The organism is Beutenbergia cavernae DSM 12333 (assembly GCF_000023105.1).
GTDB classification, from domain to species: Bacteria; Actinomycetota; Actinomycetes; order Actinomycetales; family Beutenbergiaceae; genus Beutenbergia; species Beutenbergia cavernae.
Genome location: NC_012669.1, coordinates 1,984,444 through 2,000,647, shown reverse-complemented (window position 1 = coordinate 2,000,647; position 16,204 = coordinate 1,984,444). Strand labels below are relative to the sequence as shown.

The 16,204-nt window shown below is 74.0% G+C and carries 13 protein-coding genes; 6 read left to right on the top strand and 7 right to left on the bottom strand.

Features of this window, described 5'->3' with window-relative positions:
• Positions 1-5: 5 nt before the first annotated feature.
• On the bottom strand, positions 6-1,061 hold the full coding sequence (gene hrcA, locus BCAV_RS08805; protein ID WP_015882244.1) for a heat-inducible transcriptional repressor HrcA: 1,056 nt from the start codon (positions 1,059-1,061) through the stop codon (positions 6-8).
• 282 nt (positions 1,062-1,343) lie between these two features.
• Between hrcA and BCAV_RS08800 the strand changes: the two genes are divergently transcribed.
• On the top strand, positions 1,344-2,162 hold the full coding sequence (locus tag BCAV_RS08800) for a DUF3097 family protein (RefSeq protein ID WP_015882243.1): 819 nt from the start codon (positions 1,344-1,346) through the stop codon (positions 2,160-2,162).
• A gap of 90 nt (positions 2,163-2,252) precedes the next feature.
• On the opposite strand, the gene BCAV_RS22940 is transcribed toward BCAV_RS08800, so the two are convergent.
• From BCAV_RS22940 to lepA, 3 genes are all read right to left on the bottom strand, one after another.
• Positions 2,253-3,611 (bottom strand): integral membrane protein, encoded by a 1,359-nt coding sequence (locus BCAV_RS22940; RefSeq protein ID WP_015882242.1) that lies wholly within the window; start codon positions 3,609-3,611, stop codon positions 2,253-2,255.
• Between the two features lie 91 nt (positions 3,612-3,702).
• The gene (gene hemW / locus BCAV_RS08785) at positions 3,703-4,920 is read right to left on the bottom strand and encodes a radical SAM family heme chaperone HemW (protein WP_015882241.1); all 1,218 of its coding nucleotides are present in this window, start codon (positions 4,918-4,920) and stop codon (positions 3,703-3,705) included.
• Positions 4,921-4,944: 24 nt separating this feature from the next.
• Positions 4,945-6,846 carry a translation elongation factor 4 gene (gene lepA, locus BCAV_RS08780; protein WP_015882240.1) on the bottom strand — a complete coding sequence of 634 codons (1,902 nt, stop codon included), beginning with the start codon at positions 6,844-6,846 and terminating at the stop codon, positions 4,945-4,947.
• A gap of 122 nt (positions 6,847-6,968) precedes the next feature.
• Between lepA and BCAV_RS08775 the strand changes: the two genes are divergently transcribed.
• The 4 genes from BCAV_RS08775 to rpsT all read left to right on the top strand — a co-directional run bounded on the left by BCAV_RS08775 (position 6,969) and on the right by rpsT (position 9,634).
• A complete protein-coding gene (locus tag BCAV_RS08775; RefSeq protein ID WP_144016748.1) occupies positions 6,969-7,457 on the top strand; it encodes a hypothetical protein in 489 nt (162 codons plus the stop codon).
• Between the two features lie 198 nt (positions 7,458-7,655).
• On the top strand, positions 7,656-8,567 hold the full coding sequence (locus BCAV_RS08770; protein WP_015882238.1) for a hypothetical protein: 912 nt from the start codon (positions 7,656-7,658) through the stop codon (positions 8,565-8,567).
• Positions 8,568-8,671: 104 nt separating this feature from the next.
• A complete protein-coding gene (locus tag BCAV_RS08765; protein ID WP_015882237.1) occupies positions 8,672-9,223 on the top strand; it encodes a type II toxin-antitoxin system PemK/MazF family toxin in 552 nt (183 codons plus the stop codon).
• A gap of 150 nt (positions 9,224-9,373) precedes the next feature.
• Positions 9,374-9,634 (top strand): 30S ribosomal protein S20, encoded by a 261-nt coding sequence (gene rpsT, locus BCAV_RS08760; RefSeq protein ID WP_015882236.1) that lies wholly within the window; start codon positions 9,374-9,376, stop codon positions 9,632-9,634.
• A 116-nt stretch (positions 9,635-9,750) separates the two neighbouring features.
• On the opposite strand, the gene holA is transcribed toward rpsT, so the two are convergent.
• The 3 genes from holA to BCAV_RS23400 all read right to left on the bottom strand — a co-directional run bounded on the left by holA (position 9,751) and on the right by BCAV_RS23400 (position 14,158).
• Positions 9,751-10,755, bottom strand: a complete 1,005-nt coding sequence (gene holA / locus BCAV_RS08755) for a DNA polymerase III subunit delta (RefSeq protein ID WP_015882235.1) — start codon at positions 10,753-10,755, stop codon at positions 9,751-9,753.
• 68 nt (positions 10,756-10,823) lie between these two features.
• Positions 10,824-13,289 carry a ComEC/Rec2 family competence protein gene (locus BCAV_RS08750; RefSeq protein ID WP_015882234.1) on the bottom strand — a complete coding sequence of 822 codons (2,466 nt, stop codon included), beginning with the start codon at positions 13,287-13,289 and terminating at the stop codon, positions 10,824-10,826.
• Positions 13,286-14,158 carry a ComEA family DNA-binding protein gene (locus BCAV_RS23400; RefSeq protein ID WP_015882233.1) on the bottom strand — a complete coding sequence of 291 codons (873 nt, stop codon included), beginning with the start codon at positions 14,156-14,158 and terminating at the stop codon, positions 13,286-13,288. Before BCAV_RS23400 ends, BCAV_RS08750 begins: the two co-directional genes overlap by 4 nt.
• A gap of 145 nt (positions 14,159-14,303) precedes the next feature.
• Between BCAV_RS23400 and BCAV_RS08740 the strand changes: the two genes are divergently transcribed.
• Complete coding sequence (locus tag BCAV_RS08740; protein WP_015882232.1) at positions 14,304-16,193, top strand: helicase HerA-like domain-containing protein; 1,890 nt, start codon at positions 14,304-14,306, stop codon at positions 16,191-16,193.
• Positions 16,194-16,204 lie beyond the last annotated feature (11 nt).

Below are 16,204 nucleotides of genomic sequence, written 5' to 3'. Positions count from 1 at the left end.
GAAGATCAGCCGCCGAGGGCCCTGGAGAGATAGCGGGCGACGGCACGCACCGACGCCATGGTCGTGGGGTAGTCCATCCGGGTCGGACCGAGAACTCCGAGGTAGGCGACGGCGTCGTCCGCCGCGACCCCACCGTAACCCGACGCGACGATCGACGTCTCCGCCAGACCCGCGTGCCGGTTCTCGTGGCCGATCCGCACGCTGATGCCGTCGCCGCGCTCGGAGCGCACCTCCTCGGCGTCGAGCGCCATCTCGGACAGCAGGCGCAGCAGTACCACCTGCTCCTCGAGCGCCTCGAGCACGGGGCTGATGGTGCGCGGGAAGTCCGTGTCGGAACGCGCCAGGTTGGCCGTGCCGGCCATGACGATGCGTTCCTCCGTCTCCTCCGCGAGCGCCTCGGCGATCACGGCGTTGACGGCGTCGACGAACGGGCGGTCGGCCGGGGCGAAGTAGGTGGGCAGCATCTCGAGCTCGACGCCGAGACGCGGCATGCGCCGCCCGGCACCCACCGCGTTCAGCCGGGCTCGCAGCTCCGCGACGACAGCCTCGTCGGGCGCGGCGTCGGCCGCCAGCTCGATCGTGCGCTGCTCCACCCGCCCGGTGTCCATGATCATGACGACGAGCAGACGACCCGGGGCCATCGGGACGAGCTCGATGTGCCGCAGCGTCGTGCGGCGCAACGAGGGGTACTGGACGACGGCGACCTGGTGCGTGATCTGCGCGAGGAGCCGCACCGTGCGGTCGACGACGTCGTCCAGGTCGACGGCCTCGTCGAGCAGGTGCTCGATCGCGCGGCGCTCCGCCGGCGTGAGCGGCTTGAGCGTGGAGAGCCGGTCGACGAAGAGCCGGTACCCCTTGTCGGTCGGCACGCGTCCGGCCGACGTGTGCGGCTGCGCGATGTAGCCGCTCTCCTCGAGCGCCGCCATGTCGTTCCGGATGGTCGCCGGGGAGACGCCGAGCGCGTGCCGTTCGACGAGCGCACGGGACCCGACGGGCTCCCGGGTGCTCACGTAGTCGCGCACGATCGCGCGCAGGACCTCGAGGCGTCGTTCGTCGCTCATGGTCCTCCCTCGATCGCGTGCCAGCACTCACCCGGGCCGAGTGCCAATTCTACGCTGCTGCCAGCGCGCGCCTCCGGCGTCCCGGCGCCGCCATCCTCGCGGCCGCACCGGCCGGGCGGGCGCACCGACGGGCGACACGCCGTCGGCCCCGGCGATTCCGGCCGTCCCCCGGTGGGTCGCGCGTCACGACGCCGACCGGTGCGGCATCCTCGCCGGGTGCCTTCCGACCGCCGTGGGTTCCCCGACCCTTACGGGCCAGATGCTCTGAGCGCCGATCCGCGAGTGCGGACCGGCACCCGCCGCGTGACGCGCGACGAGCCGGCGGTCGCCGGCCTCGTCGTCGAGGACGTCGAGACGGGCTGGGTCGGCGCCGTCGTGCGCGTCGAGAAGAGCGCGGGCGGGGTCACCGTCGCTCTCGAGGACCGGCGCGGAACCACCAGGACCTTCCCGCTCGGGCCGGGCTTCTGGGTCGACGGCGAACCGGTGCGGCTCGTGATGCCGCGCGGCGAGCGCCCCCGCGCCGCGGTCCGCACCGCGAGCGGCTCGCGCGCCGTGGCCGGCGCACGCGCCCGGGTGGCGCGGGCCTCGCGCCTGTGGGTCGAGGGACGCCACGACGCCGAGCTCGTGGAGCACGTGTGGGGCGAGGACCTGCGGATCGAGGGGGTCGTCGTCGAGCTGCTCGACGGCGTCGACAACCTCGCCGACGCGCTCACGGAGTTCGCGCCGGGTCCCGGGCGCCGCGCGGGCGTCCTGGTCGACCACCTCGTGCCCGGGAGCAAGGAGCAGCGCCTCACCGCCGAGGCTCTGCGCCGGCTCGGTCCTGCGGCCGACGCGGTGCTCGTGCTCGGGCACCCCTACGTCGACGTCTGGCAGGCCGTCCGGCCGGAACGCGTCGGTCTGCGCGTATGGCCCGACGTCCCCCGGTCGGAGGACATCAAGACCGGCACGCTGCGCGCGCTCGGCTGGCCGCACGCGGACCAGGCGGACGTCGCCGCGGGCTGGAAGCGGATCCTGCGCAACGTGCGCGACTACCGCGACCTCGACCCCGCGCTGCTGGGCCGGGTCGAGGAGCTCGTCGACTTCGTCACCGGCGAGGGCTGACGCCGGCGTCGTCAGCCTCTGGCGCTTCCCCGCCCAGCACGAGCGACGGGCCGGGGCGGCACGCCGCCCCGGCCCGCTCGTCGTGCCACGTCAGGGTGCGACGGGCTGGTTCTGCAGCCTGCGGTACATGTACGTGGTCGCCAGGTTGCCGAGCGGGGCGGAGATCAGTGTCCCGATCCCGCACAGAGCGCTCCCGACCGCGTTGGCGACGAGCACGAGGAGCAGCAGAAGCGCCGTCTGCCCGAAGTTGTTCGCCGAGAGGTTGATGCCCGCCTTGATGCCGTCGATGGCTCCACGTCGCTGGTCGACGATGAACCAGATGACGTAGAGCGCGAAGAACAGCACGATGAGGCCGCCGACGATGATGAACGATCCCACCATCGAGGCCAGCGCGATGAGGAGGGTCGCGCCCAGCGCGGCTCCCACGTTCTTGAACGTGAAGAAGTCCTTCAGCGTGACCGGCTTGCCGTTCGCGATCTCGAGGTAGCCGTGCACCATGCCGATCTGGGACAGGAAGGCGCCCGCGATGACGGCGAAGAAGAGCACCACCGTGCCGAAGAAGCCGAGCACGCTGAACGCGTCCTCCGTCGCAGAACCCGAGCCCGCAGCCGCGCGCCCGATCCCGATGATGATGAACGACCAGAGGATCACCAGAGCGGCGATGATCAGGCCCCACAGCAGCTGGGCGAGGACGAGCGTGCCCCAGTTCTCCGTGAACTTCTTCCAGCCCCAGGAGAAGCCGTCGGTCGCCTGGACCTGGCTGGCGTACGCGCCGCCCGGCGGCGGGAACCCGCCCTGCGGAGGCGGCGGAAACCCACCCTGCGGAGGCGGCGGGAAGCCACCACCCTGACCGGGAGGAGGCGGGAACCCACCTTGGCCGGGCGGGGGCGGCGGGAAACCGCCAGCCTGAGCGGGCGGGGGCGAGAAGCCCGGCTGCGCCGGAGGCGGCGGGACGGCCGCAGGCTGTGCCTGCGGTGGGAGCTCGGAGCCCGGCTGCGCGGGCGGTGGCGGGACGGCGGCCCCCCCGGTGAACCCGCCCTGGTCCGGCGGCGGATAGGCGCTCGCCGGAGGCGGCGGTGCGGCATAGCTCTGAGCCTGCGGCGCGTCGGGCTCCGGGGCGGGAGCCGGCGGCACGACGGGTGGCGCGGGCGGCACCACCTGCTCGGCCGGCGGGCTCGGCGGCGGGACCACCGGCGGCACGACGGGCGGCGCCTCCGGCTCGACCGGCGGAGCGGGCGGCACCACCGGCTCGGCCGGCGGGATCACGGGCTCCGCCGGAGGTGCCGGCGGCACGCCCGGCTCGACGGGGGGCGCCGGCGGGATCACCGGCTCCGCGGGAGGCTCCTGCGAGACCGACGGCTCGTCCGGGGGCAGCGGCGCGTCAGGGCCCGTGGACTCACGGCTCTCGTCGGAGCCTTCCGGGTTCTCCGGGCCGGTCGGGTTGCTCATGTCGCTCCTCGTGCTCGACGGCCGCGCGGGACGAGCGGCACGCGCCTCAGCGAACCGCCACCACCCGAGGGTGTCAAGGCGAAGCGCCGCCTCAGGTCAGCGCGCGAACCACCGTGTCGGCGAGCAGCCTCCCGCGCCGCGTGAGCACGAGACGCCGGCCGCCGTCGCCCGGCGACCGGACGCTCACCAACCCGCCGCGGGCGAGCTCGGCCACCGCGGCGGCGTCCGCGCGCTCGGCGTCCAGGCCGGTCGCGAGGCGGATCCCGAGCAGCACGCGTTCGAGCTCGCGCGCGTCGTCGTCGAGCGTCTCCCGGCCCGCGGCCGGCGAGGTGGCGGCCTCGAGCCGGCCGGCGTACGCGCGCGGGTGCTTGACGTTCCACCACCGGACGCCCCCGACGTGGCTGTGCGCCCCGGGCCCGATCCCCCACCAGTCGTCGCCGCGCCAGTAGGCGAGGTTGTGGCGGCACTCGTCGGCCGAGGTCCGGGCGAAGTTGCTGATCTCGTACCAGGAGTACCCGGCGTCGGCGAGCACGGCGTCGGCCAGCTCGTACTTCGCCGCCTCGTCGTCGCCGTCCGGAGCCGGGAGCTCACCGCGCGCCGCCTGCCGACCCATCGCCGTCCCCGGCTCCACGACGAGGGCGTACGCCGACACGTGGTCCGGATCGAGCGCGACGGCCTTCTCGAGGCTGACGCGCCAGTCGTCGAGCGTCTCCCCGGGCGTCCCGTAGATGAGGTCCAGCGAGACGGCCAGACCGGCGTCGCGCGCCCACGCGACGACGGCGGGCAGGCGGGCGGGATCGTGGGTGCGGTCCAGCGTGGCGAGCACGTGCGGGACCGCGGACTGCATCCCGAACGACACGCGCGTGAACCCCGCGTCGGCGAGCGCTGCCAACGATTCCGGCGTCACCGAGTCGGGGTTCGCCTCGGTCGTGACCTCAGCGCCTGGAGCGAGGCCCCACGCGTCGTCGACGGCGCGCACCAGTCCCGCGAGGTCGCCGGGCGGCAGCAGGGTGGGCGTCCCGCCGCCCACGAAGACCGTCTCGACCCGGCGCTCGGGCAGACCCGACGACGCGAGGACCCGCGCCGCCAGCGCGATCTCCCGCTGCGCCGTCGCCGCATAAGCGGCCTGGCTCGCGCCGCCGCCGAGCTCGCTCGCCGTGTACGTGTTGAAGTCGCAGTACCCGCACCGCACCCGGCAGAACGGGACGTGGAGATAGACCCCGAACGCGCGCTCGTCCGCCCCGGGCAGCACCGACGCCGGGAGCGAACCGTCCGACGGCGGCGGGTCGCCGTCAGGCAGCTGCGGCACCGCAGTCCCTCGCCCGCGCGAACCTCACTTGCGCGCCTTCTCCTTGGCGTCCTTCCCCGTCGGCGAGTCGGAGGAGAGCGCGGCGATGAACGCCTCCTGCGGGACCTCGACCCGGCCGACCATCTTCATGCGCTTCTTCCCCTCCTTCTGCTTCTCGAGGAGCTTGCGCTTGCGGGTGATGTCGCCGCCATAGCACTTGGCGAGCACGTCCTTGCGGATCGCGCGGATCGTCTCCCGGGCGATGATGCGCGACCCGACGGCCGCCTGGATCGGCACCTCGAACTGCTGGCGCGGGATGAGCTCGCGCAGCTTGCCCGCCATCATGACGCCGTACGCGTACGCCTTGTCCTTGTGCACGATCGCGCTGAACGCGTCCACGTGCTCGCCCTGCAGCAGGATGTCGACCTTGACGAGATCAGCGACCTGGTCGCCCTGCGGCTCGTAGTCGAGCGAGGCGTAGCCGCGCGTGCGCGACTTCAGCTGGTCGAAGAAGTCGAACACGATCTCCGCGAGCGGCAGCGTGTAGCGCATCTCGACGCGGTCCTCGGAGAGGTAGTCCATGCCGCCGAGCGAGCCGCGCCGGCTCTGGCACAGCTCCATGATCGCGCCGACGAACTCGCTCGGGGCGAGGATCGTCGCCCGCACCACGGGCTCGCGGACCTCGTGGATCTTTCCCGCCGGGTACTCGCTCGGGTTGGTCACCGTGTGGTGCGTGCCGTCCTCCATCGTCACCTCGTAGACGACGTTGGGCGCCGTCGAGATGAGCTCGAGGTCGAACTCGCGCTCGAGCCGCTCACGCACGATCTCCATGTGCAGCAGACCGAGGAAGCCGCACCGGAACCCGAAGCCGAGGGCCACCGACGTCTCCGGCTCGTAGACCAGGGCGGCGTCGTTGAGCTTGAGCTTGTCGAGGGCGTCCCGGAGCACCGGGTAGTCGCTGCCGTCGATCGGATACAGGCCCGAGAACACCATCGGCTTCGGATCCCGGTACCCGCCGAGCGCCGTCGTCGCCGGCTTCGCCGAGTTCGTCACGGTGTCGCCCACGCGCGACTGGCGCACGTCCTTGACGCCGGTGATGAGATAGCCGACCTCGCCGACGCCGAGCCCCTGCGTCGGCGCCGGCTCGGGCGAGCTCACGCCGATCTCGAGCAGCTCGTGCGTGGCGCGCGTCGACATCATCGCGATCCGCTCGCGCGGCGACAGGGAGCCGTCGACGACGCGGACGTACGTCACGACGCCGCGGTAGGTGTCGTAGACGGAGTCGAAGATCATGGCCCGCGCGGGGGCGTCGGGGTCGCCGACCGGTGGCGGCACGTCGGCGACGATCCGGTCGAGCAGCTCCTCGACACCCTCGCCGGTCTTGCCCGAGACGCGCAGGCAGTCCTCGGGGTCGCCGCCGATGAGGTTCGCCAGCTCGGCCGCGTACTTCTCCGGCTGGGCCGCCGGCAGGTCGATCTTGTTGAGCACCGGGATGACGACGAGGTCGTTCTCGAGCGCGAGGTACAGGTTGGCGAGCGTCTGCGCCTCGATGCCCTGGGCGGCGTCGACGAGCAGGACGGCGCCCTCGCACGCGGCCAGCGAGCGCGACACCTCGTAGGAGAAGTCGACGTGCCCCGGGGTGTCGATCATGTTGAGGGCGTACGGGACGAGCGGCGCGCCCGCCTCGCCGCCCTGGGCTGCGGCCCACGGCATCCGGACGGCCTGCGACTTGATCGTGATGCCGCGCTCTCGCTCGATGTCCATGCGGTCGAGGTACTGGGCACGCATGGCCCGCGCGTCGACGACACCCGTGAGCTGCAGCATGCGGTCGGCGAGCGTCGACTTGCCGTGGTCGATGTGCGCGATGATGCAGAAGTTGCGCAGCTGCGCCGGCGGCGTCGCGGCGGGGCGGATCCGCTCGAGCTGTGCGGGGGTCGGTACGGGCACGCTGCGACTACCTCGGATCTCAGGGCGGGGCGGGGACGGCCTCCATGGTCCCATGCCCGCACGACGACGGCCCCATCGCGCGAACCGTGCGCACATCCCGGCCGGCGTGCGACGCTGGGACCATGACAGTGCCACCCGGTAGCGCACCGGGGATGCCGCCCGCGATGTCCTGGGGTCCGTTCGCGGCCCGCAGCGGCAGGGCGATGGCGCGCCCGACGCTCGTGCTCGTCGTCGTCGGGGCTGTGCTCGTGGTCGGTCTGGCGCTGATGACCCTCCCTCTCACCGGCTTCGGCGCGTGGGCGCTGCGTGTGCTCGCCGTCCTCCTCGCCGTGCCTGTCGTGCTGCTCGCGGTGTACCGCTCCCGCCTCCTGCGCACGGCCGCCGAGACCGAGCGGACGGGCACGGACCCGGCCGACGTCGTCACGACGCGGACCGAGGACGGCCGCACCGTGGAGATCATCGTGCAGAGCCAGCGGCGTCCCTCGGACCCGGTGCCGACGCTCAGCCGGGACCTGCGGCGCACCGCCGCGGCGGCCTTCGGGACGCTCATGGCGTCCGGCCTCGCCTTCGGGCTCGTCCTGGTCCTGGCCGTCGCGCAGGCGGTCGGCTGACCCCCTTCGCGAGAGGTCCGTGGCCCCTTCGCGAGAGGTCCGTGGCCCCTTCGCGAGAGGTCCGTGGCCCCTTCGCGAGAGCCGTGGCCCCTTCGCGAGAGGTCCGTGGCCCCTCACGAGCGGCTCGCTCGGCCACGGCCGGGTCGTGCACTGTGGATAACTCGAACCCGCCTAGGTGAACCTTGGCTTCAATTGGCCATGACAACCCTGAACGACGGGATCCCGTTCACGGTGACAAGGTCCGGCGGCGTCGGCCTCTCTCGCCGCGACGTCCGCGAGGCACTTGCAGTCGGCGCACTCCGTCGCGTGTTTCGCGGGGTGCTTGTCGACGCGGACGTGGCGGACACGCGCGAGCTTCGCTCCGCTGCGGCGCTGCTTGTCGTCCCAAGGCACGCGGTGGCGTGCGACGACTTCGCGGCCTGGGTCCACGGAGCAGACACCCGCACGCCTGGCGACCGGTTCGAGATGCGCCCCAGCTTCGTGGTGCCGCACGGTCGCAACCGGATCACCCCGGACAGGGCAAGAACCCGACAAACTGTCGTTCCCGATCGAGACGTGGTCGAGCTGAATGGCCTGCTGCTGACCTCGCCGTTACGCACAGCGGCAGACTTGCTGAGGCTGCGATGGCGACCGTATGCCCTGGCTGCCGCAGACGCGTTAGCGCATGCTCGCGTCGTTGACGAGGTCGCACTGCGTGAGTACGTGGCCGAGCTTCGCCGGTTCCCGGGAACGAAGCAGGCCAAGGAGCTCGCTCCGCGCGTCGATCGACGCGCCGAGTCACATGGCGAGTCGTGGCAACGGTGTCGCATCCTCGACGCCGGCTTCCCGCGTCCGGAGCTGCAGCTCGAGATGAAGGACGGCGACGGAGTTCCGCGCTTCTTCGACATGGCGTACGAGGAGCTCCTGATCGCGTCGGAGTACGACGGCCGCGAGTTCCACACGGCCGACACGGACGTCGAGCACGACGAACGGCGCAGGGCGTACTTCGAGCGACGGTTCGGCTGGCGGTTCAACATCGGGACGTCCGAGCGAATCTTCGGCCAGGATCCCTCGTTCGAGATGGAGCTCGGTGAAATGCTCAGGAGGGAACCGCGACCGCGCAGCTGGTGACAATCACGGTCCCGAGCCTCTCGCCAAAGGGCCACGAGCCTCTCGCCAAAGGGCCACAGGCCTCTCGCCAAAGGGCCACGAGCCTCTCGCGTAGGCTCCGCCAGGTGAGCCTGCGCTCGGTGACCACCGCCCTCGGTCGCATCCTCGCCGGCGGCGACCGGCGTCGTCGTCGGCCCCCCGGCAACCGGCCGCGCCCCGCCGCGTCCGACGCACCGGCGATCCCCGCGGACACTGCCGCCACGATCACCGAGCTCGACGTGGCGGCCCACGGACTCCCGCGCCTCGAGTACGCGCCACAGCCCGACGGCGAACCCGATCCTGGCGAGGTCGTCTGGGGCTGGGTCCCCTTCGAGGACGACCCACGCCAGGGCAAGGACCGCCCGATCCTCGTGGTCGGACGCGGAGCCGGGGCCCTCGTCGGACTGCAGATGACGTCGAAGGACCACGACCGCGACCGCGCCGACGAGCTGCGCTACGGGCGGGTCTGGTTCGACGTCGGCTCGGGGGCGTGGGACTCCCAGGGCCGCGAGAGCGAGGTGCGCCTCGACCGCCTGCTCCGCGTCCCGCCGTCCGCCGTCCGACGCGAGGGCGCCACGCTGAGCAGGGACCGCTACACCGCGCTCGCCCGTGCACTTCGCGAGCTGCACGAGCGCTGATCTCGCACTGCTAGACTGCTGGGCTGAGCCACCGCCCAGGTCGTGCGGTCGCTCGACCCGATCGGCTCTCCACGAGGCGTCCCCACCGTCTTGGTCCCGGCCGCGGGAGACCCTCACCCGACCTAACCGATCGCACCAGAGAGTCCACACGTGGCAAACATCAAGTCCCAGATCAAGCGGATCCGCACGAACGAGAAGGCACGCCAGCGCAACAAGGCGTACAAGTCCGAGCTCAAGACCCACGTGCGCAAGGTCCGTGAGGCCGTCACGGCCGGCGACAAGGAGACGGCGTCCGACGCCCTCCAGGTCGCCTCCCGCAAGCTCGACAAGGCCGTGAGCAAGGGCGTCATCCACAAGAACCAGGCAGCGAACCGCAAGTCGGCGCTCGCCAAGCAGGTCTCCGGCCTCTGAGCCGCCGCCCGTCGGCGACGGTGTCGCCGACGGCGTGACGCACGGCGTCGCACCTTTCTGGGTGCGGCGCCGTTCGCATGCCCGGACCGGGACGACGGCGCCCCGAGCGCCGTGCGTCAGCCTCGCGCGTGCGCGATCCGCAGGACGGCCCGCTCGACGGCGAACGCCGGCGACCTGCTCTCGCCCTTCACCTCGGCGTCGGCGGTCGCGACGGCGGAGATCGCCGCCGCCAGGCCCTCCGGCGTCCACCCACCGAGGTCGCGCCGCGCGCGGTCCACCTGCCAGGAGGCGAGGCCGAGCTCCGAGAGCGCGGCCGGGCCGCGCCCCCGGACAGCGGCGACCTTGGCCATCGTGCGCAGCTTGAGGGCGAGCGCGGCGACGAGCGGCACGGGGTCGGTCCCCGCGGCGATCGCGTGCCGGAGCAGGAGGAGCGCTCCCCCGGCGTCGCCGGCGACCGCCGAGTCGGCCACGCGGAACCCGGTAACCTCGACCCGCCCGCCGTAGTACCGATCGACGACGTCAGCGGTGATGGTTCCCGTGGTGTCGGCGACGAGCTGCGCGCAGGCCGCCGCCAGCTCGCGCAGGTCGGAACCGAGCGCGTCGACGAGCGCCTGGACCGCGGCGCCCTGCACCCGGCGCTCCGTGCGGCGGAACTCCTGCGTGACGAACGCGACCTTGTCCTTCTCGTACTTGAGCGCGTCGCACGCCACCACCGGCGCACCCGAGGCCGTGACGGCGTCGAGCACCTTCTTCCCGCGCACCCCTCCGCCGTGCCGCAGGACGAGAGTCACGTCCGGTGCGACGTCGTCGACGTACGCGAGCACGTCCGACGCGCAGGCCTCCGTCAGGTTCTCGAGCCCGAGGATCTCCACGTGCCGCCGCTCCCCGAAGAGCGACGGGCTCGTGAGCATGCCGAGCCGGCCCGGCTCGTACCCCGCGGCGTCCAGGCGGGTGACCTCGACACCGGGGTCCTGCTCGCGTGCCTGCTCGAGGAGCCGCGTCAGCGCGCGATCACCCAGGAGCTCCTCCGTGCCCCGCACCAGGACGACGGGCGCGAGGCGGACGGCGTCCCACGAGACGAGCGCCGCGCCCCGGGTCGATGGGCGTCGCTGCGGAGGCATGCGGACAGCCTGCCACGGGCCGACGACACGGCAGTCACCGGCGCGGCGGGCACCGATGCGGCCGCCGCTCACGGCGGGCACCCGGCGAGCCGGAGTCCGCCGCCCGCGCCGGGCACGACAGCGATCGGCCCGCAGATGTCCGTCCGCGCGACGACGGCGCCCGCGTCGCGGTACAGGTCGAGCGTCGCCTCGGCCGGGTGACCGTAGTCGTTGTCCGCACCGACGCTGACGAGCGCGAGTCTCGCCGGCGTCAGCGCGGCCATCCCGGCGTCCTGGTCGGGCGAGCCGTGGTGCGGGACGACGACGACGTCGAGCGCCCCTCCGGGCGGGAACGCGCGCGCGAGGGCCGCCTGCGCCTCCGCCCCGGGGTCGCCGTGCACGAGGACGTGGAGCGCGGCGTCGCCGGACCCGACGACGAACCGGACGGTGACGCTCTGGTCGTTCGCGGCCTCGGCTCCCGCGAGCTGGGTCGACCGCGGAGTCGGCCAGAGCACCTGCCACATCACGTCACCGACCTGGCCCGTGACGTCCGGCGAGTCCGTGGAACCGAGCATGATCCGTGCCCCCACGGCCGTCAGCAGCTCCCGCACGGCGTCGTCCCGACCGCCGTCGTCGTACGGGCCGACCATCGCGGACTCGACGTCGACAGCCCCCAGGACGGCGTCGAGCCCGCCGACGTGGTCGGCGTCGGCGTGCGTGACGACGAGCAGGTCGAGCACCCGGATGCCGAGCGAGCGCAGGCAGGCCGCCCCTGACCCGTCGGCCGGGCCGACGTCGACCATGACGGCGTGCCCCGTGCGACCCGAGGCGAGCACGAGCGCGCTCCCCTGGCCCACGTCGCACTGCACGAGCCGCCACCCGGCCGGCGGCCAGCTCGCCGGGAGGACGCGCCGGACCCACGGCGCGACGACCTCCCGCGTGGCCGGGACGGTGAGCGCGATCGCCGCCGCGAGCGTCAGCACGAGTGCCGCGGCGAGACCGGGGACGGCACTCGCTCGTGCGGCCGCCGCGAGCCGGGCACGAGCGAGCCTGCTCGCGAGGAGTGCGAGCAGCCCGGCCTCGAGCGCGGCCAGCGCCACCGCCCCACCGACGCCGCCCGGCCACGGCAGCCGGGCGCCGGGCGCGAGGGCCACCCACGTCGCGACCCGTTCCACCCACCACGTCCCGGCCTGGGCTACGACGAGCCCGACGTGCGCGAGGCCCGGCCACCACGGCCCGGCCAGCGTGGCCAGCAGCGTGAGCACGGTGACCGGCGCCACGACCGGCGCGACGAGGGCGTTCGCGAGGATGCCGTACGCGGGCACGCCGGGGTCCAGCAGCACCACCACGGGTGCACAGGCCGCCTGCGCCGCGGCCGGGATCGCGAGCGCCGCCGCGAGCGGCGTCGGCATCCGGCTCGCGAGCGCCCGCGTCCACGGGCCGGCGAGGAGCACCAACCCCGCCGTCGCACACACCGAGAGCGCGAACCCGAACGACCTCGACGCCCACGGGTCGGCGAGGAGCAGGACGATGACGGCGACGGCGAGCGCCGGGAGCGCGCGGGACGGTCGCCGCAGCAGGAACGCACCGAGGGTGACGACGCCCATCGCGCTCGCGCGCAGCACGCTCGGTTCCGGCCCGACGAGGACGACGAGCCCCGCCAGTGCCGCCCCGCCGACGCCGATCCGCACCCCTCGCGGGAGCGCCGTCGTGAGCGCCAGCACCGCCCCGAGCACGATCGCGACATGCGCGCCGGAGACGGCGACGAGGTGGGCGAGCGACGCCGTCCGCATGTCCTGCTCCAAGGTGGGGGGCATCCGCGAGTCGTCGCCGACGGCGATCCCTGGGAGCAGACCGCGAGCGTGCGGCGCGAGGGAGCTCGTGGCGCCGAGGAGCGTCGTCCGGAGCCGCGCGGCAGCCCGGTCGACGACCCCGGGCGGCGTGACGACCTCGGGTGGCCGGTCGGCGGCGAGGAGCGCCACGACGTCGTCGCCGGGCTCCGCCGGCAGCAGCCGCCCGCGCGTGTCCACGAGAGCACCGCGTTCTACCGCGGACCAGCCGGCGTCGGCGAGCACGAGGACCGGCGCCCGGGACGGGCCGGGACGGCCCCGCAGCGTCACCGTCTCGAGGACCGCCCGCACGGTGAACCGCTCACCACCGCCGAACGACCCGGCGTCCAGGGGCTCCGCCCGGCCGAGCACGCGGAGCCTCACCTCGACGCTGCCGTCCCAGCGCACCGCCTCCCCCACGATGCCGGACGTCCGGGCCTCGACCCCCGCGGCGCTCAGCGCGCCGGCCGCGAGCACGCACGTCCCGAGGAGCAGGATCGCCGCCCAGGCGCGGGCGCCGAGGTCGCGTCGATGGCGACCGTGCGGGCGTGCGAACCACCGCACGGCGACGACGGCGACGAGCGTGCCGCCCGCGACGACGACGAGAGCGCGCGCGGTGGTGCGCGGCTCCAGCCCGACGGCGACACCGCACGTCACCCACACCGCGAGCGCCGCCGGGACCAGACGCGCATCGACCGGGCGCGCGGCCGGCGACGGCCCGCTCACACGGTGACCAGCGGTCGCAGGCGTTCGAGGGTGGCCGGGCCGATGCCCGACACCTCGGTGAGCTCCTCGACGTCCACGAAGGAGCCGTTGGCCGTCCGCCACTCGACGATGCGCTGCGCGAGTGCGGGGCCGATCCCGGGGAGCGTGTCGAGCGCGGCGAGATCGGCGGTGTTGAGGTTCACCGGGCCCCCGTCGGACCCGCCCTCCGCCGCGGGAGCACCCGGCGCGCCGCCCGCTCCGGCCGGCGGGGCCTCCCCCGGCGCCGGGACGTACACCTGCTCGCCGTCGACGAGGACCCGCGCCAGGTTGAGCGCCGCGAGGTCGGCCTCCGGGAGGGCACCGCCGGCGGCCTCGAGGGCGTCCTGCACGCGCGAGGACGGCGGCAGCGAGACGACTCCCGGACTCGCGACGAGGCCGGCGACGTGCACGACCACCTCGCCGGTGGGCGACGGCACGGCGGGGCTCGGTCCAGCGGTCTCACCGGGGGACGCGTCCGCGGTGCGATCTTCGGAACCAGCGGACGAGGCGGAACCAGGCGCCGGGTCGGGGATCGGCGTACCGCCGTCGGCCGCCAGCGAACGCACGGCGAGGACGACGACGACCACGGCGACGGCGAGCACCAGGCCGAGCGCTGCCCGCGGGGCGACCCCCACCCGCCACCGCGCCCGGGCGCGCCGCCGCCGACGGTCGACAGCACCCCGATCCAGCTCGATCTCCTCCGGCGCGAGCTCGTCCGGCGCCGCAGCACCGGCGAGGTGGTCGTGCTCGGCCGCGTCGACCGGCAGCACGCCCTCCCCCGCCGAGTAGGCGGCGCGCGTGAGCGCGGCGAGCCGCGCCCGGTTCTGCGCGCGCTGCCGGTGCCGGTCCATGGCTGCGACCGTAGGCATCCCCGGTGGACCGCGGACGCGGGCCTGTGGACCGACGGCTCCGACCCCGTCATCCCCAGGCGCTGCGTCACATCGATGGTCTCGGCCTCACCGTGCGCGCCGGCCGGCCGCCCCTACGATCGCTCCCATGGCCGACGACGCACCCACCACGCCGGATCTCGCCGCGCTCCGTGCCGCCGCCGCCCAGGCCGAGGCGGACGCGGCCGAGGCCAAGGCGCGGGCCGCCCAGGCGGCGCTCGCCGCCGCGGAGGCCCAGGCGGCCGCGACCGCGCCGGACCCCGAACCCGAGCCCGAGCCGGCGGCCGAGCCGGAACCCGCAGCCACACCCGAGCCGGAACCCGCGGCCGCCTCCGAGGGCGACGACGACGAGCCGACGCCGTCGGCCGCGCCGGAGGCGGACGGCTACGCCGCCGAGGTCGCCGCCGGGTACACGTTCCCGGGCGGGACGCTGGGCCTCGGCGCGCTGGTGGCCGACGACGAGGCGGTGCCGGCCGCGCAGGTCGGTTTCGCGCTCGGGATGCTCAACCGCCACGGCCTGGTGGCGGGCGCCACCGGCACCGGCAAGACGCGGACGCTGCAGGCGATGGCGGAAGGGCTGTCCGAGGCCGGGGTGCCGGTCTTCCTCGCCGACATCAAGGGCGACCTCACGGGGCTGACGGTGCCGGGCGAGGAGAGCCCGGCGCTCGCCGAACGCGCCCGGAGCATCGGGCAGGACTGGACGGCGCGGTCGTTCCCGGTCGAGTTCTACTCCCTCGGAGGGATGGGCACCGGGATCCCGATCCGGACCACCGTCACGGACTTCGGCCCGCTGCTCCTCGCCAAGGTGCTCGGGCTGAACGCGACGCAGGAGTCCAGCCTCGGCCTGATCTTCCACTGGGCCGACACGCAGGGGCTCGCCCTGCTCGACCTCAAGGACCTCCAGTCGACCATCGCGTACCTGATCTCCGACGACGGCAAGGTCGAGCTCAAGGGCATCGGCGGGCTGTCCGCGGCGACGGCGGGCGTCATCCTGCGCGAGATCGTCGCCCTGCAGGCGCAGGGTGCCGACGTGTTCTTCGGCGAGCCCGCCTTCGCGACGTCGGACCTGCTGCGCACCGACCCGAACGGCGACGGCGTCCTCTCGTGCCTCGAGCTGCCGGCGGTGCGTGACCGGCCGGCCCTGTTCTCCACGTTCCTCATGTGGCTGCTCGCCGACCTGTTCAGCGAGCTCCCGGAGGTCGGCGACCCGGACAAGCCGAAGCTGGTGTTCTTCTTCGACGAGGCGCACCTGCTGTTCACCGGCGCGTCGAAGGACTTCCTCACGCAGATCACCCAGACCGTGCGACTCATCCGCTCCAAGGGGGTTGGCGTGTTCTTCGTGACGCAGACGCCGAAGGACGTGCCCTCGGACGTGCTCGCCCAGCTCGGGAACCGCGTGCAGCACGCGCTGCGCGCCTACACCCCGCAGGACGCGGACGCCCTGCGCGCCAGCGTGCGCACGTTCCCGACGTCGCCCTACGACCTCGAGCAGCTCCTCACCACGCTGGGCACCGGTGAGGCGGTCGTCACGGTGCTGACGGAGAAGGGCGCCCCGGCTCCCGTGGCGTGGACCCGCGTGCGTGCACCGCAGTCCTCGATGGACGTCGCCCCCGAGGCGCACGTCGCGGGACTCGTCACCGCCTCGCCGTTCGCTGCCACGTACGCGAGCGCCGTCGACAACGTGTCGGCGCACGAGCTCCTCGCCGAACGGGTGGCCACGCAGGAGGCCGCCCGGCGGGCGGCGGAACAAGCCGAGGTGGACGCCGAGGAGGCCGAGAAGCTGGCCAAGGAGGCCGAGAAGGAGGCGAAGAAGCGCGACGCCGAGCTGGCGAAGATGCAGCGGGAGCTCGAGCGCGACGCCGCGAAGGCTCGGTCGGGCACCCAACGGTCGACGTCGTCCCGCTCGTCGGCGTCGCCGCTGGACAACTTCCTGAAGTCCGCCGGAACACAGCTCGGCCGCGAGATCACCCGGACGATCTTCGGGACCCGACGGCGCTGACGCCGTCGCGG